Below are 26,252 nucleotides of genomic sequence, written 5' to 3' on the forward strand. Positions count from 1 at the left end.
AAAATGGAGCTGACTCAACAGTCAGTCTCTATAAAGATAAGGGTGGCAGAATTATAATCTGCCACCCTTATCTCGTGGATGACGCGTCACACGCCACTCCTACAGGAAAAACGCATTTATGCGCTGTCAGAGACGAACAAGACCCGCTTTCCTGCTTAAATGAAGCAGGAAAACTGGCTTGTGTCTCGCCTGAGGAAANTTGAGTCAACCTCATTTTCTCTTACTTACGGGATTGATGGACGACATTGACGCCACCTGTCACATCGAGGATTGCTCCCGTGATCATACTTGATTCTTCTGCCAACAAGAAAGAGATTGCGCGAGCGATATCTTCTCCGACACCCGTTCTTCCGACCGGCGTCGCCTCATCTTGCTCCGCTTCAGAAATCAACTTCGTCTTATTGTCGCCGACGATGTTTCCCGGGTTGACCATGTTGACCGTAATGCCGTGTTCGGCCTCTTCAAGCGCTACACTCTTCGTCAAACTTACCATCCCGCTTTTAGCAGCAGCGAACGCTGCCCGGCATACCCATCCTGGCGCTGTTGCACTTTCCGGGAAACCGTACGTAATGATTCGACCGTAGGTTTGCTTACGCATGACAGGCAATACTTGACGTAACAGCCAAAAACTAGCTGTCAGATTTCCAGTGATCACTTCATTCCATTCCTGATCGGTGTAATCCACTAACGCTTTTCGTTCAAATATATAAGGTCCTGCATTAAGTATCAACGCATCAATCCGACCTTGCTCGTTGATTGCTTGTTGGGTTGCGCGTTCCAATTCTTCTTGATTCGTCACATCTGCTTGAATCGTTATGAGATTCGGATGTGTAAATTCGGGTTCGGAACGATGAAACGCTGTCACTCTCCAACCTTCTTCCAGTAACTGGCGCGTCACTCGTTCTCCCAGTCCTTTTGTACCTGCTGTAATTAACGCGTGCCTCATCTTGGCATCGCCCCCTTTCACTGACTCCATCTTACGACGGAACAGAAAGGAAGGACAATTTTTAGAACTCACTGAATGTTTCATCCGCTCCCAGTAAGAGAATGGTATAATTAGGTTGTACTCATCATATCGATTACGAAGGGATGGATTCATCATGGCAATCGTCTATCATAATGTACTCGTAGCAGTAGATGGCTCAAAAGAGGCAGAACGTGCCTTTGAGACGGCAATCGATGTTTCATTGCGGAATGATGCAAAATTGATCATCGCACACGTCATTGATACACGGACATTCGCAACAGTAGAAGCCTATGACCGCACTATCACGGAACGTGCCGAATCTTACGCGAAGGAATTGCTAGACGAATACGTCAAGACTGCTCAAGATCGCGGTGTACAGGAAGTCGAAGTAGCGATTGAATACGGCTCACCGAAAGTAACGATCGCCAAAAAGCTTGCCCCTAATCATGATGCTGATTTAATCATTTGTGGCGCAACTGGTTTAAACGCTGTTGAACGTTTCTTCATCGGTAGTGTCTCTGAAAGCATTACGCGTTACGCAAAATGTGACGTCTTGATCGTCCGTTTATGAATCACTCTTCGTCAAAAAGCCTCTCTTCCTTCATTTCAAAGGAAGAGAGGCTTTTTGACGATCTGCTTAAATAAAAAACCATCGAACCAATGTCCGATGGTTTGCAATCATTTGTATTTTACTGTGACCGAACGACGACCCCAGTTGAATGCTTCTGAACGAGAGTAGTAAAGGATATCCATCTTTTTCCCTTTAATAGCACCGCCAGTATCAGCAGCTGTATACGTCCCTTTTAATTTCCCTTTGTAATACACTTTCACTGTCGAACGAAGTGGAATGACACGTGGATCAACCGCTACGACTTTCTTTTTCGAGCTTTTGATGTTCCAACCGATTGCTGTCAGATTACCACTACCTGGATCATATGGTGTATAAGCTGTTGCACTTACGTTCGTGATTGTTTTCCAACCACCTGTCGATTGTTTTTTCGATCCACTCGATTTTACGAGTTTCGAGTATTTCGCGCTAAGATAAGCCGTTTTACCTTTGTAGCTTACTTTGTACCAGTTCCCTGTTTTTGCTTTGTACGATAACGTTTGGTTCTTATATAGAAGACCGAGTTTTTTCGACGAAGTAGTTGCTTTTTGACGAATGACTAGGCTATCGACTGTTGACTTGACGCTTTTCTTAGTTGCAGCCTCTGCTTGAAGACCTGCGAACGAACTGAGTGCTAACACGACCGTTAAAACACTTGCGAGCATCCGTTTCATCATGTATTTTCTCCTCCATCATTGTTTCGTGTTTGTTAACTGAGATTAATATACATGACAAAATGAGAGTGTGCCGTTACATATAGACCACAAAAATATGTCTGTACTATTACTTTTATGTTACAAAGGACTCATTTTTTTAAGAAATCGCCCTTTTTCAGGTTTATTTTTACAAAGATGACGATTCATTTTTCGTTATATGACAAACACCGTAACAATAGAACGTAAGTTCGTATATTTTCATTCTTAGATTTCATCAAAAAAAGGACTGAATCGTCGGAATAACGACTCAGTCCTTTTGACACAATTATGCGTTTTGAGCAACCAATCCACCAACACGAACCGTGTCGCGTGCAATCATCAATTCCTCATTCGTTGGAATGATGATGACTTTAACTGGTGAGTGTGGGTAGTTAATGAAGAGTTCTTCTCCACGAGCACCATTGTTGAGTGATGGATCCCAGTAGACGCCCATGAATTCGAGACCACGTAAGACACGCTCACGGATTGAATCTGAGTTTTCTCCGACACCGGCTGTGAAGATGATCGCATCGACACCATTCATCTCAGCAGCGTATTGCCCGATGTAACCGTGGATACGGTTCGCAAAGATACGGAGTGCCATCTCTGAACGATGGTTTCCTTCTTTAGCAGCTGTCTGGACATCACGCAAGTCACTTGAAAGACCTGAAAGACCGTAGATTCCAGACTCTTTGTTCATGACGTTCAAGACGTCTTCTGCTGTTTTCCCTGTTTTCTCCATCAAGAATGGAATCAACGCTGGGTCAAGTGAACCAGAACGTGTTCCCATCGTAATCCCTTCAAGCGGTGTGAAGCCCATCGTCGTATCGATTGATTCGCCACCCGAAACTGCTGCGATCGATGCTCCGCTACCTAGGTGACACGAGATCAAACGGAGGTCTTTTAACGGACGACCGAGTAATTCAGATGCACGTTCCGTAACGTATTTGTGGCTCGTACCGTGGAAACCATATTTACGGATACCGTATTCTGTATAGTAATCATACGGCAAGCTGTAAAGGAAGTTTTCTTCTGGCATCGTTTGGTGGAACGCTGTATCGAAGACTGCCACTTGTGGCACTTCCGGAAGCAATGCTTGGAATGCCCGAATTCCGATCAAGTTTGGTGGAATGTGAAGTGGTCCGAGTTCTGTGTACGACTCGATATCGTGCATGACTTCATCTGTAATCAATACAGAGTCTGCATATTTTTCTTTACCATGAAGCACACGGTGTCCAACACCTTTAATCTCATCGTAAGACGAGATGATTCCGAACTCCATCAATTTTTCGAGTGACAACTCGACTGCTTCTTTATGTGTTGCAAGTGGGAGGACATCTGTATACTTTTGTCCTTCACCATATTTGATCGTAAAGATTGCATCGTCTTTACCGACGCGTTCAACGAGTCCGACTGCGATCATCGTTTCGTTCGGCATTTCGAGCAATTGGAACTTCAAAGACGAACTACCTGCGTTTACCGCCATAATTTTTGCCATGATTTTTCCCCTTTTCCATTTGAATCCAATGAACATTCACATCTGTTTAGGTTTTCTTCTATTTCTGTTCTACAACTAGAATAGTCAAATTAACGACAGATTTCAATCACTTTGCGTAATTCATTTTAATTCTGTGTTAATCCATTCATCAATCTGTTTCACCATACCACCAAACGCGCGAGCATCTGTGAACGATGGCAACTCAGCAAGCAATGCTTGTTTTGGCATCTTCATACCGGCTAAATGATTACGGACGATCAAATAACTTTTTGCTGCCTGTTCTTGTTTGAACATCGTGAGCGGTAACTGCAAAATACCGATGACATGCGCTTTTGATTCGAAGTACTGTTTCAACTTCCCTTCCGTATCATGTTGAAACAGTCCGTTCGGAATGACGAAGACACCGAATCCGCCTGGTTTGACGTATTGCATCGCTTGTTCAATCAACAAGAAATGACTGTAGCTCATGCCTTCGTCTCGTTTTAAGATGTAAGAAGCGGCAGCCTCTTCATCTGGATAATAACCGACAGGAAGATCAGCCATCGCAAGATCAACTGGATCTAACAATAATGGTCGTAACGCATCTTGATGGGTATACGTGACTGGATAGTCGAGTAATTCCGTTACCGCTGCTGATAAACGAATCAATGTCTCATCTACCTCGACCGCCTCAGCAGATGTACCTGTCGAAAGCTGACTTAAGACAGCATGTAACATGCCACCTGTCCCACTCCCCAACTCAAGTAGTCGGATGTCCTCCTTACCTACCAATTTCCCGATTAGATAACCAGCAAACAAAGCGACGCTGTCTGGCGTCGGCAAATGGTTCGGTTGTGCTTGTTTCATCCCTTCTAGAATAGCAAGCGATACTGCCTTCCGAATGACCTCTTTGTCTACATTTTCAGTATGACGATCGTTCAATCGATCAATCACCGTCGTCAACGCTTCTAAATAGGGCATATCCAGATCACGTTCGATTTGTTTTGTTTGACGTGTTAATTCCTTATATAACTTTTCTAACGGCTCCATGTACGTCATCCTCTCCAAAACGAAACGGCCCCCCGTAGAGCGGGAGCCGTTTCTATCATTAGTTCCATTGTAACGCTTCAGCGGCGTTTGTAAACCATTCTTACTTCGCTTCACGTGCTGCAGCGAGTGCTGCTTCGAAATTGACTTCGTCTGTTGATTCTTCAAGATATTCAACGTACGTAATCTCGTTGTTTGAATCAAGAACGAAAACAGAACGGGCAAGCAGGCGTAATTCTTCGATGGCTACGCCATACTGTGTACCGAATGAAAGATCACGGTGATCAGACAACGTCACGACTTGATCGAGACCGCTTGATGCGCACCAGCGACGTTGTGCGAATGGAAGGTCGTTTGAGACCGTCATGACCGTCACACCTTCGATTGTTGCTGCTTCTTCATTGAATTTACGTGTCTGCGCATCACAAACGCCTGTATCGATTGATGGGACGACGCTGATGATCCGGACACCTTGATATGTATCACGTGTTACCGGTGATAAGTCGTTAGCTAACACTTGAAAGTCAGGTGCTGTTTGTCCGACTTGAACCGCCGTACCTTGAAGTGTGATTGGATTTCCTTTAAACGTTGCCATTATGAATTCCCCTTTTCCCCTGAATGGATATACTGTATTTTCTATTTAACTATAGGAATGATCCGCGAAGATGGCAAGCATTCTGCCATAATTGATGGACTTCAGTACCCGTCTTTCCAAAAAACAGGTATAATGAAAGAGTTCATGAAACGCTTTCAAGGGGGAATTGACCATGGCTCGAAATAACGTCTACCTGTACTACCGAAATACACAAAGACACGAGACGCAGGTGCGAAAGTTGATTGATGTCGGTACACGATACGGACTGAACGTTGTCCAAGATCACCGACAAGCAAACATCATCGTCTCGATTGGTGGAGATGGGGCTTTCTTGCAAGCGGCACGCTTCACAGGTTTCCGTGATGATGCGATCTATGTTGGATTCGCTGAAGGACCAAACTCGTTCTACTGTGATTTTGATATCAATGATCTTTCTGCGGTCGAAGCGATCTTTAAAGAGACAGGCAACCGTGTCTCGGATGGTGAAATCGAAGTACGTCGTTATCCACTGCTCGAAGCATCCATCAACGGTGGACCACCGATGCTCTGTCTGAACGAATGTTCCGTGAAGTCGAGCATCATCAAATCACTCGCAATCGAAGTCTATATCGACGACTTCCTGTTTGAGACATTCCGCGGAGATGGGATGGTCATCTCAACACCGACGGGCTCTACGGCTTATAATAAGTCACTCTCTGGTGCAATCGTCGATCCATTGATTCACTGTCTTCAAGTCAGCGAAATTGCTTCCGTCAACAACAACCGGTACCGGACACTCGGTTCTGCTTTCCTACTGAACCGTGGACGGAAACTTTCGTTACGCATCATCGAAGACGGGAACGACTATCCGATCATCGGGATGGATAACGAAGCACTCAGTCTCACACGAACAGATTCAGTCGATATCCAGCTTTCTGAAAAAGAACTGAAAACCGTCAAATTGACGAACAATACATTTTGGCATAAGATTCAACGCTCGTTCTTATGACAATAAAAAAATCTGCCTCCTCGGGGCAGATTTTTTTATTGCGTCTTCCGTTACGTCACCCTTTATACTCCAATCAAAGGAGGTACACAAATGATGTATTCCACTCAGGAAATCGCCAAACTGACCGGTGTCACAAAACGAACACTCTATCATTATGAGACGATCGGTCTCCTCGTGCCAAAGCGCACCAATGCTGGTCACCGAAGTTACAGCAGAGAGGATCTTTTACGTTTACAACAAATCCTGCTCTACCGCTCTCTTGATTTCCCACTGTCAGAAATCCAAAGATTACTCACGCAATCTGATTCCAATCATCATACGACACTGAAAAAGCAGATTGCACTCCTTCAAGAAAAAGCTTCGCGTTATCAAATGCTTGCTCGACTCGCTGAACAGACATTACTCACCTTAAAAGGAGGACTCCCGATGAAAGACGAACAATTATTCCGCGGTTTGCGTCATGACGAGATCGTTACGCATGAAAAACAACATGCAGATGAAGTCCAGCAACACTACGGTGACACTGACGCCTATCGAATCAGTGCAAAAAGACAACAACAACGAACACCGAAAGAGAAAGAACAACTGAGCAGCATGCATAAGCAACTCGATCAGCGCTTGACGACCCTTTACCGCGACGGGCATGCGGCAACGAATCCGGACGTTCAACAAGTCGTCAAAGAACAACATGATTTCATCGATACGTACTATTACCCATGCGCATTATCTCTCTTTGCCTCACTCGGTCAGATGTATGTGTCTGACGAACGATTCCGCGCCTATTACGATGCGTATGCCCCAGGACTATCGACGTTCTATTCGGAAGCTATTTCACACTATACGCAAACATCACACTAACGCGGCTTCCGCCTGATAAACGATTTTTCCGGCTTGGACCGTCTCGACCAAACGGTTATTCAAGATGGCTTCCCCACGCAAGCGATAGAAGTCTTCTTCAAAGATGACGAAGTCGGCATCATAGCCTGGTAAGAGCAATCCTTTTCGACCATGTGTTTCCGTCGCGAGATGTGGATTCTTCGTAAAGAGCAACAAGGCATCAAACATCGATAACGTCTCGTTCGTTTTATTGACACGCCCTGCCGTTCCTTCGGTTGCTGCATAAAGCGACCGTCGGACATCGGGGTCAGAGATCGGCGCATCTGCTCCACCGCACAATAATGCGCCTGTCTCAGCTAACGAACGTAAACGATAACTCCAGTCCAACCGGTTCAATCCGAGTCGATCGACGATAAAGTCGGCGTCATCCAGTAAAAAGACTGGTTGAACGTCAATCAAGACCGGTAGTTTCCGAATTCGCGCAAGCGTTTCTGGTCGGACGACCGTCGCATGAATGATGCGATCGCGTTTCCCTTTTGGTGCCGGATACTTCTCGAGCACCTGTACGAACCGCTCGATCGCTAAATCACCGATGACATGTGCCGCGACTGTGAATCCGTAACTACGTGCGCGTTTGACGAGTTGTTCGAGTTGTTCTGGCGTATGCACTTCGATGCCGCGTGTCGTCGGATCATCGGAATAACCACGACCGAGAAGAGCGGTTCGTCCTCCGAGTGCGCCGTCGACGAACAGTTTCATCGCACCGATTGACATCGTTGACGGTAAAGTAGGTTGTTGTTGCACGAACTCATCGATGACAAGATGATGCACGAGCAAATGCGTATGGAAGCCCGTCTCTTGCGTCACTTCCTTATAGGCTTGCAAGATGTCCGCGACATCCCCGTGATACGACAAGTCTTCTGTGTGTGCCGCAATGATGCCATATTGGTATAAGTTCTTAATCGCTGACCGAAGGGACGCTTTATTCCGCTCCAAGTTTCCAGCTTGTAACGCATATAAAGGTTCAAGCGCCGCATCGTACAAGAATCCGTCAGCTTCTCCATTATCCGATAAACCGACCTTTCCACCTTCGATGACGGTTGACGCTTTATATCCGAGCTGTTGGAACAAGACATCGTTGACAAGTGCTGTATGCCGGTCTGTTCGTTTCAACAAGGCAGGTGCATCAGGGAACAACTGATTGAGCCATGCTTTCGTCGGTGCACGATCAAGCTTCGTTTCGTCATAGCCTTCTGCCACATGGATCCCATTGACTGGTTCAGCCTTGAGAAAAGCTTGTCCTAACGCTTCAAGCGTCGTATAACGCGAGGCATCGACACGATTGATCGCTTCCCCGTAACCGATCAGATGAATATGGGCATCCGTAAAGGCTGGATATACAGCTTTTCCGTTCAAGTCGTGAATCTGATCAATACGTCTACCGAAACGGCGGCGTAGCTTTCCTTCTTCCCCCATCGCGATGATCCGCGTCTTCTCGACGAACATCGCTGAATGGACATCCTCTTCGTGTGCCATCGTTCGAATTAATCCGTTTACGTATAGTGTTCCCATTCCACTCACTCCTCTTTTTACAAAAATAGGGTGACCATGACGGTCACCCTGAATTATCGATCCTGATTTAAACGTGCAATGTTTCTTCTGGTGCACACGACCGTTTAATACGTTCGATCGCGGCCGGATCGTATTCATTTAGGACACGTTCCGCTAAGACAATCGTTCGTTCATAGTCTCCCGCTAAGAACTTCGTTTCCGCGATCGTCAGCGACATATGTATCTCGTTGTCGTGGCGACGGTACCGGTTCGCATACTGGACGAGCCGTTCGGCATACGTGACTTCGAACACTAATGTATCTAACCGTTCTTGCACATGTTTAAACGTTTCTTGGACGTCTTGACTTTGTGCGACGATCGATCGAACGTTAAACGGTAACTCCTCTAACCGTGTCTCAAGCGTCTGCAGTGAACGATTCGCATTTCGGAGCGCTTCTTCCACCTCAGCTGGTAAATTCGGTAATCCGAGTCGTTTCAGACGGAGACGTGTCTGCGACAGCTGATGACGCCATTCGGCGATTCGTTCGCGAACTTCCGTCTCTTCTTTTCGAAGTGCTTGGAGTTCGATCGTAAAGCGTTCGTACTGAATCATCAACTGTTCTTCGAGGCGAATCGCATCGCGCATCTGATCTTCGAGCATACTGAACGGAATGATTTTTCCGGCAATCGACTCATCGAGATCTTTTGCTGCTTCAAACAGTAGCTCTTCGTCACGCTGGATTGTCTCATAGTGAATCCCTAAATCTGCTGAGATTTCATATTTTTCACGTAGGATGCTGAACTCTTGTGCCAATTGATGAATCCGTTCACGCATCCGTAGCGCTTTTTGTTTCAAGAATTGGTTTTCTTTTTTCACTTGATGACGCGCATCGACCTCACGACGGAACGTATCATACATTTGATCCACATCAGCCGATAACTGTTGAATCGCCTCTTCCAAACCGTCGACTTCTAGCATTTCGATTTTTTCAGAAAGGCTCAGACGTTGTTCCTCGAACCGTTTGATCTCGGATTGGAGACCGAGTGGTTCAAGTGGATACCCATCTAATGACATTTCCTTATAGCCCGCTCCGAGCTGATCAATCCGTTGACGCAATTCATGAGCGAGAATCTTCCATTGTTTCGGTACGAGTTCGACGAGTTGACGCGTCGTTGCTACTTCTTGCTCGAGTAACAAACTTGTTTCATACGCCTTCGTCACTTCACCTGAAGCTTCGTACTGACACATCTCATTCCAGTGCGCGTCGATTTGTTCACTTCGTTCTTCGAGACGCGCAAGCGCCGGACCGAATGAGTTCGCTTGAATCAATAATGATTTCCGAACTTGCCCTGAATCGGCTTCCCCTTGCGCTTTCAGTTCGGCTAGAACCGATTGATTCGTTTTGAACGTCGACATCTCGACGAGCATCTCATCGATCAACCCTTCGAGTTCTGCAATCAATTGTTCCGTTACTTCGAGGTCATTCTTGACGGCGATGAACCGATATTTATCGAGCGCTTCCTCCGCCCGGTAAAGGGTCTCATCGATTTGGGCGACGTGGACCGTTAATAACTCTTCCCACGCTTGATGCCAGGAGCTGAACTTCGTCTCCGTCTCACCCGCCATCGGTAGTTGCTTTAAGTCCTGCAACTCCTTTGGAATCGATGCACTGACGATGCCTTGTTTGCGCATATCAAGTTCATCGATTTTCGTGTAGTATTTTTTTCGACTGATCATGCTAAACAGCATGACGAGTAATACGATGACGATGACTCCGATCACCCATGCCCACATTTGTCACGACCTCCACTCTGTCCTACGACTTTAGATTTTCTCTAAATCGCAATAATCTTATCCTTATAATAGTATAGCGCAACCGTTTTGCATAGATTTACAAAGGCTTTTCCTGATTTCTTCCGCTGTTTTGAATCCTTTTTCCAAAAATCAATTGTTTGTCAGCTACGCGAAAACTCGTTAAACTAAGAAAAATACACTTTTCACGGGAGGAATTTTTATTATGTTCGAAACAAAGACATATGAAGGTGACCGGACGAAACAATACGACATGCTATCAAAACAACTCGATGCGCTATTAATGGGAGAAGACAATCAAGTTGCGAACTTATCGAATGCGAGCGCGTTGCTCAACCAGTTCCTCGACCGTATCAACTGGGTCGGCTTCTATTTGACGGATACGGAGCAAAACCAACTCGTCCTCGGACCGTTCCAAGGACTTCCAGCATGCGTCCGTATTCCATTTGGTCGTGGTGTCTGCGGAACGTCCGCAGCAGAACAGACGACACAACGAATCGAAGATGTGCATCAGTTCCCAGGTCACATCGCATGTGACGCGGCTTCGAATTCAGAAATCGTCATTCCACTCGTCAAAGACGGACAAACGATCGGTGTCCTCGATATCGACAGCCCAGAATTCAACCGTTTTGACGAAGTCGATCAAGCTGGTCTAGAAGCATTCTGTACGATACTGCTTCGCCATCTGTAATTCTGATTGACAGTCGATTGTCCACACCGTATACTTGTAAAAGTGCAGAAATGATAACGATAGCGGTCAAATCGCTTACGTATCACATTTCATGACTCGGTGAATAACCGGAGGGGCATCGTGTAACTTTGCTATCAAGCGAGGGTGCCACATCATGAAATGGGCGTAATGTGGGTTTGATGGCGTTATTATTTTTATGCAAATAATAACGAACAATAAGGAGGAGTCTTATTATGGCTCGCTATACAGGTCCAGCTTGGAAACTCTCACGTCGTCTCGGTATCTCACTTACTGAAACAGGAAAAGAAATCGCAAAACGCCCTTACGCACCAGGTCAACACGGTAACAGCCGTCGTAAAGTATCTGAGTACGGTCTTCAACTTCAAGCGAAGCAAACACTTCGTCACATGTACGGAGTAAACGAACGCCAATTCAACCGTATCTTCAACGATGCTGGCAAAATGCCTGGTATCCACGGTGAGAACTTCATGTTCTTACTCGAAGCACGTCTTGATAACGTCGTTTACCGTATGGGTATGGCTCGTACACGTCGTGCTGCTCGTCAGCTCGTCAACCACGGTCACATCCAAGTTGATGGACAACGCGTTGATATCCCATCATTCCGCGTGAAACCAGGTCAAACGATCTCAGTTCGCGAAAAATCGAAGAACTTTGTCGTTATCAAAGAAGCACTCGAAGTTGCTCCAGCAACTAAAGACTTCGTTACTTTCGATGCTGAGAAGCTCGAAGGAACGTTCGTCCGTCTTCCTGAGCGTTCTGAATTGAACGATCAAATCCAAGAACAACTCGTCGTCGAGTACTACTCACGTTAATCGATTGTTTTTGTTATTAAATTTAAAAAGTCATAATTCCTTTGTTTAAAGGAATTATGACTTTTTATTTTACGTGTTTCTTTTCAATTTAAATTAGTAATTAGTATTACGTCATAAAGTGTTTTTTATTTTACTTATCAAATATTAAAACCAAATAATGCTAAAGTTTTTTCAGTTAAAAACTTGGTCCGTGCGTCAATATCTTCAAGAGTCCACTCATTTTTAGTATCCTTGTTTTCATAATCACCAAAAATAGAATCATTTAAAAATAGATTGGTTTTTAATCCTGTTTCAGCATTAGTACTAGGATCTCTGTAATTTTTTTTATCCACAAAAGACTTCGAACTCATACCAGAATTATAGCCTGTAAGAGTTAAATTACCGATTTTATGCACATGATTTTCAAGCAATAAAGCAATTTGATCTTCATTTGAAGTTTTTTTAAGGAGAATGTCTTTCCAATCTTTATTTCTCTCAGCTGATTGAGGCATTATATGTTCAAGAGTCCAAATGTAACTTCCTTTATCAGTTATGCTATCTAATGAATCTGTAACTTGTTTATTGAAAAATGTACCGTATTTTCGTTCTAAATATATTAAAATTATTCTTGTAGCATTTTTGGAATTTAAATACACAGAACCTTCTAAAGCAACTTTAAATTCTTCCTCATTAGCTGCTATTGACAAAAAGTATTCTTTTGTTTGTTTTATATTTATTTCCTCTACATTTTCAACATCTGCTAACTTCCTAATGCTTTGAATAGATTTCGATCTAATATTTGATGCTTTAGGTTTTAAAATAATATTTCTTCTTACAAAATAAATAATTAAAAAATCAAAAAAATCGTTAATTAAATCAACAGTTATTTTGTCTTCATAATATTTATTTAATAAATAAAAAATAACTGGATAAGCTTGAGTAGATTCTAATTTATCAAGATACAGCAATTTTTTTTGAGTGACTTTATTTAGATTTAAGATATTAATGCTGTCTACCTTACTACTTATATTAGTAAAAATTTTTCCTCTTATTATAAGATCATTTATATAAGTATGACCTTTCTCACTAAATATTTTATCATAAATATTTAGTGCAGAATTTTGTGTGATTGATGCTTTACTCGTAGATTCGAATGTATCGTAGTTATTTAATAAAAATTGAGATACTACACTAGGAATAATTTCATCATTCTCATTGTAAAATAACGAAATCAATTCTTCCCATTTTTCTACAGCTTCTTGTTTTGTCAAAAAGTTACTCGTTTCTCTTAAATAAAATGATTTAAATAAGTCAATTAATGTTAGAGGAACACCTTTTGCGTTAAATGATGTAAAAACGTTAAAAGCGTCATTCAAATTAGGAACTCGTATTCTAAGTATTTCAGCATAATTCAGCTTATTATAAAATTCCAACAGCCGTCTAGTTCCTAAATTATATTTTTCTTCATCTAACTCTTCTTCACCGTAAAATTTACTTTTGATTAATTTTTTAGTATAATCATATCTTTTTCCGAATACTTTATTTTTATGCGGCTTTGAATTTTTATCTCCTTTTAAAATTAAATTTAGTAATTCCCCATAGATCATATTGTCTGGAGCTAATAATGACAGTTTGGGATTCGAATCTGTCTTTAATAATTTGTCCTTTATTCTACTTTTTATTGCGCTTGATTCCTCAATTAACTGTTCATTTAACTTTCTACTTTTAAGAGATTCACTTAAATTTTCAAAAGTAGCCAAAAGAATAAGAGCTATAGTTGTAACTCTTTGTTGACCATCCACAATATCAAAATAATTCTCTTTATCCGAGTACTCTGTAACTATTATGTTTCCTAAATAGTATCCTTGTGGTTCTTCTAAAATATCCTGTATTAAAGTCTCAATGTTTTCTTCTTTCCATGAATAATTTCTTTGATAAACAGGCACTTCATAGGTGATATCTAATTCCAATGGAAATAATTCTGAAACGGTTTTTTTATCTGGTTTTAAGTCCATAATAAACCTCCTAATAATTACTAAACTAATTATAGCCTTTTTGTAAGAAAAAAGTGATTTCAAATATTTATTTTTAAATATAGGTTTCTCTCATAATTTGTGTTAACCTTTTAATATACATAGTTAACACAAAAAGAAGAGAGGATTTCATTCATGAAAACAAGAGATTTAACATTCATCGCCCTTGGTGCTGCCATCATCGCAGCCATCAGTTCTTTGCCACAGATTCAACTTGTCGGCGCTGTTCCGATCACGCTCCAGATGCTCGCGATCATGACGGTCAGCGCGATTCTCGGTGGAAAACGTGGCGGACTCGCTGTCTTGATTTTCTTATTACTCGCAGCAGCTGGTCTACCGGTGCTCGGCGGAAAAGGCGGGCTAGCCCCTTTCGTCGGACCAACCGTTGGTTATTTGATTGCCTTTCCGATTGCTGGATTCTTCATCGGTCTTGTTGCTGAAAAAACGCGTCGCTTCGTTCCCCTCTTCATCGGGATGATCGTCTTTGGTCTTGGTTTAGTCTATCTACTCGGAACATTCGGTTTAATGGCTGTACTCGATCTATCGTTCAAAGATGCCTTTGCGATCAACTATCCTTTTGTCTTATGGGATACGATCAAAGCTGTCATCGCCACGACGATTGCCGTTCGCTTGTTGCCACTCCGTTTATTCCGGACAGCTTAAAAAAACGCTCTCTGCATCTAAGTGCAGGGAGCGTTTCGTATATCATTAAGCATGCTCGACGACGAAGTATTTTTTCTTTCCGCGACGTACGATCGTAAAGCGACCGATTGCATCAGCTTCCGTAATTTCTTTCGTTAAGTCTTGCTCGCGTTCTCCGTTTAGGTAGATCGCACCGTTCGTAACGTCCTCACGTGCTTGACGTTTTGACGGACTGATCTTCGCCTCAACGAGAACGTCGACGAGGTTTGTCGCTTCGCCGAGTGTAAAGCGCGGCATTCCTTTGAACGCATCTTCGATATCTTCGACTTGCAACGATTTAATATCTCCACTAAAGAGTGCCGTCGTAATACGTTGTGCTTGTGTCAGACCTTCTTCACCATGGACGAGAACTGTCATCTCTTCTGCGAGACGACGTTGCGCGACACGCTTCTCTGGTGCTGCCTTGACTTCTTCTACGAGCGCGTCGAGTTCTTCGTGCGTTAAGAACGTGAAGTATTTCAAGAACTTGATGACGTCAAGATCGTCAACGTTGAACCAGAATTGGTAGAACTCGTACGGTGACGTTTTGTCAGCGTCTAACCAAACCGCACCACCTGCTGTCTTACCGAATTTTTGACCGTCTGCTTTTGTAACAAGCGGTACCGTCAATCCGAATGCTTTTTCTTCATGACCTGCACGACGAATCAATTCCATCCCTGCTGTGATGTTACCCCACTGGTCACTACCTCCGACTTGAAGGCGGCATCCTTTGTCTTCGTAGAGTTTCAAGAAGTCAAACGATTGAAGTAACATGTATGAGAACTCAGTGAATGAGATCCCGTTTTGAAGGCGTGAGTCAACAGAATCTTTCGCAAGCATGTAGCTGACCGGGAAGTGTTTTCCGATATCGCGTAAGAAATCGATGATCGTCAAATCTTTCGTCCAGTCCAGGTTATTGGCGATCGTGACCGGGTTTTCTCCTTCAAGTGGTAAGAAACGTGACAACTGGTCCTTAATCCGATTCGCGAACTCTTCGACGATATCCGATGTATTCAACGAACGTTCTGTTGCGCGACCACTCGGGTCTCCGATCATTCCCGTTGCTCCACCAACGAGACCTACGACATGGTGTCCTGCTTGTTGGAATCGTTTTAAGACTAAAATCGGCAACAGGTGCCCGATGTGAAGTGAATCCGCTGTTGGATCAAATCCTGTGTAAAGTGTCGTTGGTGTCTCGAGTAATGTCTTCAATCCTTCTTCATCCGTCATCTGGTTAATTAAACCGCGAAATTCTAAATCCTCTAATAACGTCATTGTGTCTCCTCCTAAAGTTCACTTTTAACAATAAAAACCGTCCCTTCGTCTAAGACGAAGGGACGGAAGATTCCGTGGTACCACCCTGATTGCCCTTTTAAAAAGGACCACTTGGTTCGTCGATAACGGGACGGACCGCTTGATTTCTCAAGAAACTCCTGGAAGCGTAATTCATAAGTTCACTGTGTCCTAGTTCGCAGCACCACTAGGTCTCTGTCACAGGGAGTGACTTACTACTGTATTCCGATCACTGTTTAACGTATCATATGAAAATAAGATGGTTTCATGATACGTCGAAGGCGAATCCGCTGTCAAGCCAAAATTAAGCAATGGATTTATGGTATAATACGTCTATCTGTGATTTAATATTAATTTACACCTAAGTTTAAGATGCAAAGGAGATCATTTATGCGCGAGAACTGGTCCAAGTTTTGGAATCACCCCCGGACGAAAGCCGTTCGGCACTGGTCGAATATCACATACGATGTTTCATGGAACATCATTTTATTCCTCATCATAGCAGTGTTGCTCATTGGAAGCTTTTCTGTCGGAGCTGCCGGCGGATACTTCGCTTCCCTTGTCAAAGGTACGAAAGCCCCTCCATTGACGGAAATGAAACAACAAGTCAATAGCTATGCAGTAACGAGTCAGATTTATTGGGGAAGCGGCGAGAAATTGACGAACGTCTCTACTGATGAAGAACGTCAGCCTGTCGACATTAAAAATATCTCTCCGTATTTATTAGATGCCGTCTTATCAACTGAAGATACTGATTTTTATCAGCATGATGGTGTTGTCCCAAAAGCAACATTGCGTGCAGTCTTGCAAGAGCTGACAAACTCCGCGTCACGGACTGGCGGAAGTACGTTGACTCAACAATTAATTAAAAACCAAATTTTGACGAATGAAGTCTCGTTCGAACGCAAAGCAAAGGAAATCATCTTAGCGCTACGCCTCGAGAATGCGATGTCAAAAGACGAAATTCTTCAAGCTTATTTGAATGTCGTCTCATTTGGTCGAAATTCACTCGGACGTAACATTGCTGGAATTGAAGCGGCTTCTCAAGGTGTCTTTAATAAATCAGCGAAAAAGCTGACATTACCACAAGCAGCCTTCCTCGCCGGCATTCCGAAAAACCCTTATTATTACACACCGTACCTTCAAGGTGGCGTCGTCAAGAAAGATTTGACACCAAGTATCAATCGGATGAAAACCGTCTTGAAGCGGATGTATGTCGCAAAAAACATCACAAAAGAACAATACGAAAAAGCGATCAAGTACGATATTACGAAAGACTTTGCGAAACAATCGAAACGTTCACGTGACACATATCCGTATGTCTACGACTTAGCAGAGCGTGAAGCAACGAAAATCATGACGAAGTACTTGATGAAACAAGATGGAATTAAAGAAGATGAAGTCAAACCGTCTGAACTAGCAGAAGTTCGAGCAAACTACCAGGATCAAGCACTGGTTGCTCTCCGTCAAGGTGGGTACAAAGTTCACTTGACGCTGGATAAGAAAATTCATGAATCCATGCAACAACCTGCGAAGAACAATGGAAACTTCCCTGGCAGCATGCAGTACAAACAAGTCGTGGATCCAAAAACGAAAAAAACCGTTTCGAAACAAGATCCCGAAGAGACAGCAGCGGTCATGGTTCAAAACGAAACAGGTCGTATCCTTGGATTCGTCGGCGGGCGCTATATGGATGGGAAAGCGGATGACTTCAACCGGGCATTCCAAGCCAAACGTCAAATCGGATCGACAGCAAAACCAATTCTCGTATATTCAAATGGTATCGAGAACGGTTTAATTACTCCGGGATCGACCGTCAATGACGAAGAGTATTACTACCAGACCGTACCACGTCAACCAGGTGATCGCCCAATCAAGAACGAAGGCGGTCGTTATCGTGGGAACGTGACGGTTCGCACCGCACTTGAACTCTCATTAAATGTACCTGCTGTTAAGATTTACGAGAAGATGAACATGTCGAACTCGATTCAAAAACTCGTCGATATGGGCGTAGAAGTACCGGATGCGATTCGTTATGCTCCTTCGGCTGCACTCGGAACGATGGAGATCACACCAGTCGAACTTGCTGGTGCTTACGCAACACTCGCGAACTATGGTGAATTCGTACAACCATACGTCATTTCGAAAATCACGAAAGACGGAAAAAACATTTATAAAGCAAAACCAAAGAAAAAACGAATTTACGAACCACGAACGGCTTACTTGACGCTTGATATGATGCGCGGTGTCTTCACAAAAGGTACGGCAACATTTGCAAAAGACCGATTGAATGTTCCGGGAGACTGGGCAGGTAAAACCGGTACGACCAATGATGTCAAAGACTCTTACCTCGTTGGTTCGACACCTGGTGTGACCCTTGCCGTCTGGACAGGGCATGACCAAAACAACTCACTTATCGGTCCGACGACGTATTATCAACGCACACAGACGCTGTGGTCACAAATGGCGAACGCAGCATATGGTGCTAACAACAGCTATTTCAAATCAGGTGCTCGCTTCACACAACCATCTTCTGTAACAGCAAATGACTTTAAGAACAGTGGTCGTTTCAAAGAAGAAGATAAAAAGAAAAAAGCCGAAGAGGCGAAGAAAAAAGCGGAAGCTGAGAAAAAGAAAGAAGAAGCAGCTAAGCGAGCAGAAGAAGAAGCAAGCAGAGCGGAAGAACAGAAACAAGAAGCTCAACAAAACGAACAACAAGCTGAAGCAGATGCGAAGAAAAAAGCAGAGGAAGACGCAAAACGTGCTGCCGATGCAAAAGCGAAAGCCGAGGCAGAAGCTAAGAAGAAAGCGGAAGCCGAGGCAGAAGCTAAGAAGAAAGCGGAAGNTGACGCTAAGAAACAACAAGAACAACAGAAAAAGCAAGATGAAAAGAAAGACGATGCTTCTGAAAACTAATAAAAAGAAGTTGGAACACAACTAACTGATTTTATAGGAAAAGACCCTCGATACGACTACTCGTTTCGAGGGTCTTTCGTTTATTAAACTGGATTATATTACAACCTCATTTTGAAAGTTTTAATTTAGAGTGACTTAGAGAAGGTTGATACTTTTACTTTAGATACTGGTTTACCTTTATACGTCGCCCAGGATTCTATTTTTACAGAATATTCTAGTCTGGAAGCGTTTGTCCATTTGAAATAAGTTTTGTGCATAATTAAACTATCTTTTTTAAACTTAGAATACGTCATTTTTCCATAGGTACCAACTAAAGCCATTGCAGTTCCACCTGATGTCACAGCCTTTAATGCCGTTCCAACATAAGGCATGTTTTTTATACTATTAACTTGAGTAACAAGATTTCCTCCTCCAGCTACTAAGCCACCGTACAAGATTAATTTATTGTTGTCTTTATTAATCTTATTTACTTTTTGGATCGCCACGCTAAATTGCTTGTATTTAGTTTGAGATTTTGGAGCATACATTTTGTAATACATAGCATGTAATCCCGAATCTTTTGTAGGTAGAGTTGAACTCCCTGAATCAGCACTTGCAAAGCTTGGTGCGCCTAAAGATACAGTTAGAACGGTGGAAAGAATTAAACCAGATTTTAAAGTCTTGATTTTAACCAAACAAACCATCTCCCTACTCTTTTATTGGAAAAATAATTCAGTAAAATTATAACATAAAAGAACTCTTTTAACTTTCTATCATCTATTTTTAAAAATTTTGTAATAAAAAATCCCCCTTACTTGAGGGGGATAAAATTTCCATAATAGAACTTTTTGAACTTACTAATCTCTGCATTTTACTGGAACTGTTTTTAAGTTTAATCTTCCATCGTCGAGAGATCCCCTGTTTCGAGATTTAACTCCCATGCTTTTAGAACACGGCGCATGATTTTACCACTTCGTGTCTTCGGCAATTTATCTCGGAAATCAATTTCTCTCGGTGCCGCGTGAGCAGCAAGCCCTTCTTTGACGAATGCTTGGATTTCTTGCTTTAGCTCATCCGTCGGCTCGTAACCATCACGCAAGGCAATGAACGCCTTGATGACTTCACCGCGGACTGGATCTGGTTTCCCGATGACCCCAGCTTCTGCGACAGCTGGATGCTCGACGAGACGACTTTCGACTTCAAACGGACCAACCCGTTCTCCAGCCGTCATGATGACGTCATCGACACGCCCTTGGAACCAGAAATAACCTTCGTCATCCATGTAGGCAGAATCTCCTGAAACGTACCATCCTTTGAAGAAGTATGATTCATATTTTTGTGGATTGTTCCAAATTTGACGCATCATCGATGGCCATGGTGTTTTTAAAGCAAGGTTACCCATCCGGAATGGCGGTAACTCATTTCCTTGATCATCAATGATCGCAGCCTGAGTTCCTGGGATCGGTTTCCCCATTGATCCTGGTTTGATGTCCATCGACTTGTAGTTACAAATCATCATCGCGCCTGTCTCCGTCATCCACCATGTATCGTGAATCCGTTGATCGAACGCTTCTTTGCCCCAACGAATGACTTCTGGGTTCAACGGTTCGCCGACAGACAATACATGACGAAGACTTGAGAGATCATGATGATTCGCAACATCCGCGCCAGCTCCCATTAACATCCGGAAAGCGGTCGGTGCGCTATACCAAACTGTTACCTTGTACTTCTCGATGACACTGTACCAGAAATCCGGATTGAAGCGTCCACCGACGACGATATTCGTTGCCCCGTTCAAGAACGGAGCGAAGATACCGTAACTTGTTCCTGTGACCCACCCCGGATCAGCCGTACACCAGTAGATATCATCTTCTTGGAGATCAAGTACCCAGCGACCTGTCATTAAGTGCTGAATCATCGCATTTTGAACGTGGAGCACACCTTTCGGCTTTCCTGTCGATCCTGAAGTGTAGTGCAGGATCAATCCGTCTTCACGATCTAGCCAGACCGGTTCGAATACATCGGATGCTTGCTCGAACGCTTTGCGGAAATCGAGTAATGTGTCCGATTCTTCGACATCTTCGTCGACAAGTACTACCTTTTCAAGTGATTCCAGTTCCCCAACTGGAACACGTGGGAGCAGTGCCTTCGTCGTCACGAGTAACTTCGCTTCAGAATCAAGCAGGCGATCACGGACCGCTTGTTCCATGAATGCTTCAAATAACGGACCGACGATTGCGCCTACCTTCAGTGCGCCAAGCAAGGCAAAATACAATTCCGGTGAACGTGGCATGAAGATGAAAATACGGTCACCCGTTTTGACCCCTGCGTCGACTAATACGTTTGCCGCTTTATTCGTCAATCGTTTCATGTCTGCATATGTGAATCGTTGTTCCGTCGTTCCATCGAAATAGATCAGCGCATCCTTGTTCGCCCGCTCGCCTTCTGCGTGGCGGTCGATTGCTTCATGAGCCATGTTGACTTTCCCCGTTGTCGCCCATGAAAAGTACTGCTCAGCATCTTTCCAGTCGTACGTGTTCGTTTCATCATACTCTGCTAACCAATGCTTCCCCGGAAGCGCTTTCAAAACTTTCATGTCTCGTTCCTCCCCTTCTATGTTTTCCTCTTTATTATAAGCTAGTTATCCGTCAGTTCAATCCATTTGCCGTCAATTTGTTAAAAAATCCCTCTCTTTGCTCAAGCGCTTTCGTCTATAATGAATAGGAAGGTGGTGACGCTTACATGTTTGAAAAACAATTCAATCATCGGACGCATGAAACATCACTCGGTCCCGTTGACATCGAAGGTCCCGTACCGAGTCAAACACTAGCAACGTATACACTCGATTCAGGGTTGACGGCTTTTCGTCCACCCGCTGAACAACATCAAGCGCTCGTTGAGATTGCGGACCTTGAGGAAGGACGGATCATCGTCGCTCGTCAAGGAACGGAAATCATCGGTTATGTGACCTACTTATATCCTGATCCTTACGAAACGTGGAGCGAAGGAAACAATCCGTACATCTTGGAACTCGGAGCGATTGAAGTCTCCTCTCGGTTCCGCGGACAACAGATCGGTAAAAAATTGCTTGAAATCTCTATGCTCGATCCTGCTATGGAACACTATTTGATTTTAACGACTGAATATTATTGGCATTGGGACCTAAAAGGGAGCGGACTATCGGTCTGGGATTACCGAAAGATCATGGAGAAGATGATGAACCATGGTGGTCTTGTCTTCTTCCCGACCGACGATCCGGAAATCGCCTCCCATCCTGCCAACTGCCTGATGGCACGTATCGGAAAACACGTCTCACCTGAAGTCGTCGCTCATTTTGATGCGCTACGCTTGAGAAGACGCTTCATGTATGACTGAGCTCGAGGAGGAATCGTCATGTTAATCGAACAAATCATGAATACGACGTGCATCACGATGCAACCGACGAATTCCATCGCGCATGCGGTCGAACTCATGCAACGTCATCAGATTCGTCATGTTCTTGTCGTCAATGCCCGCCATGAACTCGTCGGTCTTGTCGGATTAAAGGAAATTCAAAGCGCAAGTAGTATCTTTCATCCGGATACAGCAAAACAAGACCTACAGTATCCGGTCTCAAGCATCATGATTGAAAGTCCTGTCACGGCTCATCCGCTCGATTTTCTCGAAGATGCGGCTGTGCTGTTTTATGAATACCGATTGACGTGTCTGCCAATCGTCCGCGGTCGACGCCTTGTCGGTGTCGTCACGGAAACGGATTTGTTGCGGACATTCGTTCAATTGACAGGTGCACTCGAACCAAGTTCTCAAATCGAAATCCGTGTTGAGAACACTGCTGGAACATTAGCAAAGATTTCCGCACTGCTTGCCAAAACGAATATCAATATCTTAAATGTACTCGTATATCCAACAGACGATCCGTATGTCCGGATCGTTGCGTTTCGTGTCCAGACGATGAATCCGATTCGGATCATCGAAAAGTTGCGCAAAGAAGGATTCGATGTACTTGGACCGGATGTGAGCAGATGAAGGATTTTGCTTATCTGTACAGTCCTGAAGAAGCGACTTATCGGTTTTCGGAGACACATCCATTCAATCCGATTCGCCTCGAATTAACTGTTTCCTTGCTTGAAGCGATGCATCAATTAGATGACATTCCTTGTATCGCGCCACGTCATGCGACTGATGAAGAATTGTCACTCGTTCATGATCAGGATTATATTGCCGCCGTCAAAGCAGCTGGAACCGGAGCATTAACCCCCCTCAAGGCACAGATGTATGGTCTTGGGACAGAAGATACCCCTTTGTTTCAAGGGATGCATTCGGGCGCTTCTCTCCTTGTCGGCGGCACGATCGAAGCGTGTGATCTCGTCTTATCTGGTCAATATAAACGGACCTTTCATATCGGCGGTGGATTGCATCACGGATTCCGTGGACGTGCCTCTGGTTTTTGTGTCTATAACGATACCGCTGTCGCCATGGCAGCCATGATTGAAAAATATCACTGTAAAATTCTTTATGTCGATACAGACGCCCATCACGGTGATGGTGTACAATGGGCCTTTTATAATCGAAAGGACGTCATGACATTGTCTCTCCATGAGACGGGTCGCTACTTATTTCCAGGAACGGGAATGGTGACGGAACGGGGGTCTGAAGAAGGGTATGGATTCAGCTGGAACGTGCCACTGGACGCCTTTACGGAAGATGATTCGTTTTTACTCGCGTATGAGACGGCACTCTTTGAAGCCTGCGAATTGTTCCAACCAGATCTCATCATTACGCAAAATGGTGCCGATGCACACGCGCTTGATCCATTGACTCATTTATCCTTAACGATGAAAAGTTATGAGCAGATCCCTCAAATCGCCGTCGCTGCAGCAAATAAATATACGAATGGAAAAATCGTTGCTTTAGGAGGCGGTGGCTATGACTGGTATCGTGTCGTCCCCCGCGCGTGGAGTCAAGTTTTTGCTGCCATGACCGGACAAGCTCCGTTTCACGGAGAGATTCCTACTTCATGGCAAAAACGTTGGAGTGGACAAGAAACACCCCCACCAACACACTGGCATGATCCAACACCACTCTACCCCACCATTCCGCGACGACCTGAAATCGAAGAAAAAAATTGGGAGACCGTCAAACGACTGATTTGGCCGTTCGTAAGTGATGAGCGTAAGAAACAATTGACTGCGACTTCCCCTTACTCCATTGATTAATTGACTTTTTATCTTCACATTTATTTCGTTCGGAGTTCACAACTTGTTGCTATACTAAATATGGAATTTTTACTTAGTAAATGAATAATAGTTGGGGGAATCATCATGAAAAAGGCATGGCTTTATTCCGGTCTTATTCTATCGACGGGGATCGTACTCGCAGGGTGCGGCAATGAAAAACAGGCAATGGATCACGATAACATGCAAGGGTCAGGAAAACCGACGGTCGAGGTCAACGTTAATGTTCCAGCCAAGACAATGGAAGAAGATAAAGTTGTTTTTAAAGCGTCAGCTGTCGAACAAAAGAAACCAGTCAATCTTGAGGACGTGACATTTGAAGTTTGGGAAGCCGGAAAACAAGACGGTGCCCATCAAAAGTTCAAGGCAACCTTGAAAAAGACCGGTTCTTATCAAGCAGAAGCTAAACTTGCTGAAGGTGAGTATGAAGGACTGTATCATATCAATGATAAAAAAGGACTCCATCATATGGATAAGATCTCATTCGTCGTCATGGATCATTCACATGAAAAAGAGGAAGCATCGCACGAGCATGGACATGATCACGAAGCTGTCGACGGTCTGTCTGTCCATTACATGGGCGCAACAAAAGCGAAAGCTGGTGCTGAACTTCCCGTCTCCTTTCATGTTTTCCTCGATGGGAAACCGCTAAAAGCGAACGTACAAGTGGAAGTCATTGAAACGGGCATTGAAAAGCATAACTACGTTCCTCTAGAAAAAAAGGATGATGCTTACAGCGGGAAAGTAACATTGACTGCACCTGGTCAGACGACGGTTCGACTCCATGTCGAAAATGACCAACTCCACCATCACCAAGATGAACTTATTACCGTCGCGAAATAAAAAAACGTCTCTTTTTTCAAGCAGCTTGCTTGAGAGAAGAGACGTTTTTTCGATTAAGGACGTGTCGAATCCCGTTGTTCGATCCGGTGTGGTAACGTGACATCGTTCGTTTCAATTTCTTCTTTGTTCAAGATTTTCGTCAATAGACGCATCGAGACTGCTCCGATATCATACATCGGTTGAACGACAGTCGTCAGTTTCGGACGAATCATCGTTGCAAGACGTGTGTTATCGTGTCCGATGACTTCGAAGTCTTCCGGTACACGGTGTCCCGCATCCTGTAAGGCATGGATGACACCAAGAGCCATCTCATCCGTTCCAGCAAAAATCGCGCGTGGGCAATCTTCTCCAAGTTCAAGCAATTGATTCATCGCCTTCATTCCTGAATCATACGTATAGTTTCCAAGGACGACATTTTGCTCGTTAAACGGAAGATTTGCTTCTTCGAGTGCTCGGCGATAACCCGCAAATTTCTTTTCACCATTGATTTGCTGTTCGAGTGGTCCAGTGATGAATCCAATCCGTTCATGTCCACGGTCAATCAAAGACTTAACAGCATCGTGCGCAGCACTCTCATAATCGATATTGACGGCAGGAAGATCATAATCTTGATTCAACGTCGCAGCAAGAACGATCGGAACCGGTGATGTTTTGAACTCACGAACGAGATCCTCATGCAAACGTCCACCCATGAAGATGATTCCATCCACCTGTTTTCCGAGTAATGTATTGAGCAAATGAATCTCTTTTTCCCGGTTTTGGTCGGAGTTACATAAAATGATGTTATATTTATACATTGTTGCGACATCCTCAATCCCGCGTGCTAAATCCGCAAAGAAGATGTTCGAGATATCGGGCACGATGACACCGACCGTCGTTGTTTTTTTACTTGCCAGTCCACGGGCAACAGCGTTTGGACGATAACCAAGCTGTTCGATTGCGTCTTGGACCTTCTTTCGTGTAGATGGTTTGACATTCGGGTTTCCGTTGACGACACGCGATACGGTCGCCATCGAAACAGCAGCCTCTCGCGCGACATCGTAAATCGTAATATTACTATTCAAAACAAATTCCTCCTTTAGTATGATCCATCTCAAGTGTTTTCATTTCGTTTTCATTTTTAGGCAACACGAAAGGAAGACAGGAAAAGATAGTTTTCTTTTCCCATTCTTCCTTCATTGTAAAACGTTTTC

Annotated in this window: 23 protein-coding genes and 1 other annotated feature; of the genes, 11 read left to right on the forward strand and 12 right to left on the reverse strand. The window is 43.9% G+C overall.

Annotation, left to right across the window (positions count from 1 at the left end; all coding sequences use genetic code 11):
- Positions 1-220: 220 nt before the first annotated feature.
- Positions 221-946: an SDR family oxidoreductase gene (locus ASF99_RS11115; RefSeq protein WP_023469048.1), complete on the reverse strand. Its 726-nt coding sequence runs from the start codon at positions 944-946 to the stop codon at positions 221-223.
- A 154-nt stretch (positions 947-1,100) separates the two neighbouring features.
- Between ASF99_RS11115 and ASF99_RS11120 the strand changes: the two genes are divergently transcribed.
- Positions 1,101-1,538, forward strand: a complete 438-nt coding sequence (locus ASF99_RS11120) for a universal stress protein (protein WP_029342342.1) — start codon at positions 1,101-1,103, stop codon at positions 1,536-1,538.
- 107 nt (positions 1,539-1,645) lie between these two features.
- On the opposite strand, the gene ASF99_RS11125 is transcribed toward ASF99_RS11120, so the two are convergent.
- The 4 genes from ASF99_RS11125 to tpx form a co-directional block, all read right to left on the reverse strand.
- Complete coding sequence (locus ASF99_RS11125; protein ID WP_023469050.1) at positions 1,646-2,251, reverse strand: 3D domain-containing protein; 606 nt, start codon at positions 2,249-2,251, stop codon at positions 1,646-1,648.
- 304 nt (positions 2,252-2,555) lie between these two features.
- On the reverse strand, positions 2,556-3,767 hold the full coding sequence (locus ASF99_RS11130; RefSeq protein ID WP_023469051.1) for an acetate kinase: 1,212 nt from the start codon (positions 3,765-3,767) through the stop codon (positions 2,556-2,558).
- 120 nt (positions 3,768-3,887) lie between these two features.
- Positions 3,888-4,796 (reverse strand): class I SAM-dependent methyltransferase, encoded by a 909-nt coding sequence (locus ASF99_RS11135; RefSeq protein WP_023469052.1) that lies wholly within the window; start codon positions 4,794-4,796, stop codon positions 3,888-3,890.
- A 100-nt stretch (positions 4,797-4,896) separates the two neighbouring features.
- Positions 4,897-5,388 (reverse strand): thiol peroxidase, encoded by a 492-nt coding sequence (gene tpx / locus ASF99_RS11140; RefSeq protein WP_035396538.1) that lies wholly within the window; start codon positions 5,386-5,388, stop codon positions 4,897-4,899.
- A gap of 172 nt (positions 5,389-5,560) precedes the next feature.
- Between tpx and ASF99_RS11145 the strand changes: the two genes are divergently transcribed.
- Positions 5,561-6,376: an NAD kinase gene (locus ASF99_RS11145; RefSeq protein WP_023469054.1), complete on the forward strand. Its 816-nt coding sequence runs from the start codon at positions 5,561-5,563 to the stop codon at positions 6,374-6,376.
- Positions 6,377-6,466: 90 nt separating this feature from the next.
- Complete coding sequence (locus ASF99_RS11150) at positions 6,467-7,234, forward strand: MerR family transcriptional regulator (RefSeq protein WP_055968761.1); 768 nt, start codon at positions 6,467-6,469, stop codon at positions 7,232-7,234.
- Here the strand turns inward: ASF99_RS11150 and ASF99_RS11155 are convergent.
- Both ASF99_RS11155 and ezrA read right to left on the reverse strand, forming a co-directional pair.
- Positions 7,226-8,785, reverse strand: a complete 1,560-nt coding sequence (locus ASF99_RS11155) for an amidohydrolase (RefSeq protein WP_055968764.1) — start codon at positions 8,783-8,785, stop codon at positions 7,226-7,228. The two genes, ASF99_RS11150 and ASF99_RS11155, sit on opposite strands and share 9 nt — an antisense overlap.
- A 67-nt stretch (positions 8,786-8,852) precedes the next feature.
- The gene (gene ezrA, locus ASF99_RS11160; RefSeq protein ID WP_055968765.1) at positions 8,853-10,559 is read right to left on the reverse strand and encodes a septation ring formation regulator EzrA; all 1,707 of its coding nucleotides are present in this window, start codon (positions 10,557-10,559) and stop codon (positions 8,853-8,855) included.
- A 223-nt stretch (positions 10,560-10,782) separates the two neighbouring features.
- On the opposite strand from ezrA, the gene ASF99_RS11165 reads away from it, so the two are divergent.
- On the forward strand, positions 10,783-11,268 hold the full coding sequence (locus ASF99_RS11165; protein ID WP_055968766.1) for a GAF domain-containing protein: 486 nt from the start codon (positions 10,783-10,785) through the stop codon (positions 11,266-11,268).
- Positions 11,269-11,501: 233 nt separating this feature from the next.
- A complete protein-coding gene (gene rpsD, locus ASF99_RS11170; protein ID WP_023469059.1) occupies positions 11,502-12,101 on the forward strand; it encodes a 30S ribosomal protein S4 in 600 nt (199 codons plus the stop codon).
- A gap of 137 nt (positions 12,102-12,238) precedes the next feature.
- Here rpsD and ASF99_RS17620 read toward each other — a convergent pair whose 3' ends face one another.
- The gene (locus ASF99_RS17620) at positions 12,239-14,095 is read right to left on the reverse strand and encodes a DUF262 domain-containing protein (protein ID WP_055968768.1); all 1,857 of its coding nucleotides are present in this window, start codon (positions 14,093-14,095) and stop codon (positions 12,239-12,241) included.
- A 153-nt stretch (positions 14,096-14,248) separates the two neighbouring features.
- Between ASF99_RS17620 and ASF99_RS11180 the strand changes: the two genes are divergently transcribed.
- Complete coding sequence (locus ASF99_RS11180) at positions 14,249-14,776, forward strand: biotin transporter BioY (protein WP_055968770.1); 528 nt, start codon at positions 14,249-14,251, stop codon at positions 14,774-14,776.
- A 45-nt stretch (positions 14,777-14,821) separates the two neighbouring features.
- On the opposite strand, the gene tyrS is transcribed toward ASF99_RS11180, so the two are convergent.
- Positions 14,822-16,069 carry a tyrosine--tRNA ligase gene (gene tyrS, locus ASF99_RS11185; RefSeq protein WP_055968772.1) on the reverse strand — a complete coding sequence of 416 codons (1,248 nt, stop codon included), beginning with the start codon at positions 16,067-16,069 and terminating at the stop codon, positions 14,822-14,824.
- Between the two features lie 55 nt (positions 16,070-16,124).
- Positions 16,125-16,329, reverse strand: a binding site (T-box leader).
- Positions 16,330-16,681: 352 nt separating this feature from the next.
- Between tyrS and ASF99_RS11190 the strand changes: the two genes are divergently transcribed.
- Positions 16,682-18,932 (forward strand): transglycosylase domain-containing protein (locus ASF99_RS11190; RefSeq protein ID WP_235515951.1); only part of this gene is annotated, 2,251 nt, incomplete at its 3' end.
- A 196-nt stretch (positions 18,933-19,128) separates the two neighbouring features.
- Here ASF99_RS11190 and ASF99_RS11195 read toward each other — a convergent pair.
- Complete coding sequence (locus ASF99_RS11195) at positions 19,129-19,677, reverse strand: hypothetical protein (RefSeq protein ID WP_143404495.1); 549 nt, start codon at positions 19,675-19,677, stop codon at positions 19,129-19,131.
- Positions 19,678-19,874: 197 nt separating this feature from the next.
- Positions 19,875-21,578 carry an acetate--CoA ligase gene (acsA, locus tag ASF99_RS11200; protein WP_055968777.1) on the reverse strand — a complete coding sequence of 568 codons (1,704 nt, stop codon included), beginning with the start codon at positions 21,576-21,578 and terminating at the stop codon, positions 19,875-19,877.
- Positions 21,579-21,724: 146 nt separating this feature from the next.
- Here acsA and ASF99_RS11205 point away from each other — a divergent pair, with 146 nt between their 5' ends.
- The 4 genes from ASF99_RS11205 (at position 21,725) to ASF99_RS11220 (ending at position 25,059) form a co-directional block, all read left to right on the forward strand.
- The gene (locus ASF99_RS11205) at positions 21,725-22,357 is read left to right on the forward strand and encodes a GNAT family N-acetyltransferase (protein ID WP_023469064.1); all 633 of its coding nucleotides are present in this window, start codon (positions 21,725-21,727) and stop codon (positions 22,355-22,357) included.
- Between the two features lie 18 nt (positions 22,358-22,375).
- Complete coding sequence (locus ASF99_RS11210; RefSeq protein ID WP_055968779.1) at positions 22,376-23,008, forward strand: acetoin utilization AcuB family protein; 633 nt, start codon at positions 22,376-22,378, stop codon at positions 23,006-23,008.
- On the forward strand, positions 23,005-24,198 hold the full coding sequence (locus ASF99_RS11215; protein ID WP_055968781.1) for an acetoin utilization protein AcuC: 1,194 nt from the start codon (positions 23,005-23,007) through the stop codon (positions 24,196-24,198). The genes ASF99_RS11210 and ASF99_RS11215 overlap by 4 nt, the downstream gene beginning before the upstream one ends.
- A 105-nt stretch (positions 24,199-24,303) precedes the next feature.
- Positions 24,304-25,059 (forward strand): maltotransferase domain-containing protein, encoded by a 756-nt coding sequence (locus tag ASF99_RS11220; protein WP_143404496.1) that lies wholly within the window; start codon positions 24,304-24,306, stop codon positions 25,057-25,059.
- A gap of 53 nt (positions 25,060-25,112) precedes the next feature.
- Here the strand turns inward: ASF99_RS11220 and ccpA are convergent, their stop codons facing one another.
- Positions 25,113-26,123, reverse strand: a complete 1,011-nt coding sequence (ccpA, locus tag ASF99_RS11225; RefSeq protein WP_023469068.1) for a catabolite control protein A — start codon at positions 26,121-26,123, stop codon at positions 25,113-25,115.
- Positions 26,124-26,252 lie beyond the last annotated feature (129 nt).

Origin of the sequence: Exiguobacterium sp. Leaf187 (assembly GCF_001423925.1) — a bacterium.
GTDB classification, from domain to species: domain Bacteria; phylum Bacillota; class Bacilli; order Exiguobacteriales; family Exiguobacteriaceae; genus Exiguobacterium_A; species Exiguobacterium_A indicum.